General features: G+C 44.0%; 5 protein-coding genes. 2 read left to right on the top strand and 3 right to left on the bottom strand.

What is annotated here, in order from left to right; all coding sequences use genetic code 11:
* On the top strand, window positions 1–409 hold a 409-nt coding region (locus B7X71_RS15475; RefSeq protein ID WP_293601360.1), incomplete at its 5' end, for a universal stress protein.
* 70 nt (window positions 410–479) lie between these two features.
* Window positions 480–716, top strand: a complete 237-nt coding sequence (locus B7X71_RS15470) for a hypothetical protein (protein WP_293598529.1) — start codon at window positions 480–482, stop codon at window positions 714–716.
* 26 nt (window positions 717–742) lie between these two features.
* Here the strand turns inward: B7X71_RS15470 and B7X71_RS15465 are convergent, their stop codons facing one another.
* The 3 genes from B7X71_RS15465 to arsH form a co-directional block, all read right to left on the bottom strand.
* On the bottom strand, window positions 743–1042 hold the full coding sequence (locus tag B7X71_RS15465) for a helix-turn-helix transcriptional regulator (protein WP_114652461.1): 300 nt from the start codon (window positions 1040–1042) through the stop codon (window positions 743–745).
* Window positions 1039–1362, bottom strand: coding sequence for a type II toxin-antitoxin system RelE/ParE family toxin (locus tag B7X71_RS15460; protein ID WP_293598527.1), 324 nt, complete (start codon window positions 1360–1362; stop codon window positions 1039–1041). Before B7X71_RS15460 ends, B7X71_RS15465 begins: the two co-directional genes overlap by 4 nt.
* Before the next feature lie 129 nt (window positions 1363–1491).
* Window positions 1492–2211, bottom strand: a complete 720-nt coding sequence (arsH, locus tag B7X71_RS15455) for an arsenical resistance protein ArsH (RefSeq protein WP_293601355.1) — start codon at window positions 2209–2211, stop codon at window positions 1492–1494.
* Window positions 2212–2316 lie beyond the last annotated feature (105 nt).

The following is a 2316-nucleotide window of genomic DNA, read 5'->3' as shown; positions in this document are numbered from 1 at the left end:
AGTTGACGGCTCCAAATCTTCGCTCAATGCGGCCAAGTATGTTGGAAAGTTAGCTAAGGATTTGCGCAGCAAGTGCACAGTTACATTGATCAGCGTTCATGACGATATTGGTCTAGGTCATGTAAAGCAATTTGTCGCCAATAGCGTAATCGATGATTACCTTCGTGAAGTCAGCGAGAAAGAACTCAAGGCAGCTCAGAAAGCCCTTGATACAGCCGCTGTAAAACATAACATGGTGATTAAGCGCGGTAATGTTGCCAATGAAATTATTGCCTTGGCCAATAAAGAGAAATTTGATCTAGTGGTTATGGGGTCAAAAGGTCGTAGTGGCATTGTTGATGCCATCATGGGCTCTGTTGCCCAAAAGGTAAGCAATGCAGCCAAGCAGCCTGTTTTATTGGTTAAATAAGTACAAAGGTTAATCACCAGATTAACTTCAATAGGCCGTCCATGTGACGGCCTTTTTTACAGGCTACTAAATGAGTATTTTGCTTCTATTTCTTGCACCAGGCCTATTTGCTTTAATTTGGCTCATCCGCCTGCAGATTTGCTTATCCAGAGTCCGTTATCTAGTGGATACCTACGGCATGGATCGCAAAAAATTGCGTAAGTTGTCATGCAAAGAGCTCAAGAAACTCCGCATATCGATTGATGAACTTCAGCATGCTAATGATGCATTTGCCTTAGAGAATCTTGTTAGGCCATTTAGGACATAACAAACAATAGCCCAAAATTAGTCGGATCAGACTAGGTGTAATTCGACCCTCTTACCTAAGGCAGCAGCATACTTTCGAAGCGTACTTAAACTTGGGGAGTGCTTTCCAGTTGCCAAAGAGCTTTCGAGTCTGGCTATTGCTGGAGCTTGTGTACCCATTCTGCGAGCCACTTCAGCCTGAGATAAACCTGCGGCTTTACGAGCCTGAAGTATTTCATCAAGAATCGCAAACTCCTCTTTATTTAAGCGCTCAACCTCAGCCTTGACTGCTGGATTTTTCAACATCTTGCTAACTGCTTGCTTATGGGTCAATGTCTTTGTCTTCATAATTTCACTTCCCTCATTCTCAACTTGGCTAGCCTTAGTTCCTTATCGGGAGTTTTCTGCGATTTCTTAATAAAACTATGCAACATCACAATCTCTCGCTCCACCACAGTACAAAAGAAAACTCTTGCAATTCCCTCTATACCTTTTAGCCTAAGCTCAAATAAACCACCGCCAAACGAATCAGTATGCGGCAAACCTAAATGCGGCCCATATTCAATCATGCGCTGCGTCAAAGCAATGTAGCGCGCCTGCAAAGAAATAGGTAAATCAAAAATTTTCTCCAATACATCGGGGCTGTAATAGCGAATGGTATAAGTCATTCAATAATGCTAACAAATATGTTAGCATCAAACAACCATGTTGTGCAAGGGCCATCCAAGAGTGAGGGTATATTGGACTCACAAATAAATCCCGTAATCTAGCTAGAACGGATAGCTAATCTTCAGAGGCTATATTGCTCTTTGATTTACCCTCTTAGATAGCTCCTGAGCAGATTCTTTTCGCTCGCTGTAGCGATCCGTCAAGTATTCACTAACTCCACGAGTCAGTAATGTGAACTTATAGAGCTCTTCCATGACATCAACGATGCGATCATAAAAGGAAGATGGCTTCATGCGCCCATCTTCTTCAAACTCTGTAAAAGCCTTAGCAACCGATGATTGATTGGGAATCGTAATCATCCTCATCCATCGTCCCAAGATGCGCATTTGATTCACCGCATTAAAGGATTGCGATCCCCCGCATACCTGCATTACCGCCAAAGTTTTACCTTGAGTTGGTCTAACGGCACCCTCAGACAAAGGAATCCAATCAATCTGTGTTTTTAGCAAGCCGGTCATGGCACCATGTCGTTCCGGTGAGGTCCAAACCATCCCCTCTGCCCACAAAGCCAATTGGCGCAATTCCTGCACCTTCGGATGGGTATCGGGTGCGCCATCAACTAAAGGCAGACCAGTAGGGTCAAAAATTTTGACTTCGCCACCCATAGCGGTTAACAGCCTCGCCGCCTCGAAAGTAAGGAGCCTACTATAGGATCTCTCTCGCAGTGAACCATACAGCAGCAGAAACCGAGGCGCATGATCACCAGCCTGAATACTCAATTTTTCTAATTCAGGAGTCTGGAAAAGATCCTCTACTAAAGCTGGAAATTGCAGTGGCGACTCAAACACTTAAGACACATCCTTTTGAAAATACTTTTCCTTAAACCATAAGGCTACAGTGACTAAGCCAATCATGATGGGCACCTCAACTAATGGGCCAATCACTGCCGCAAA

The organism is Polynucleobacter sp. 39-46-10 (genome assembly GCF_002282275.1).
This window is presented reverse-complemented; position numbering and strand designations above follow the sequence as displayed.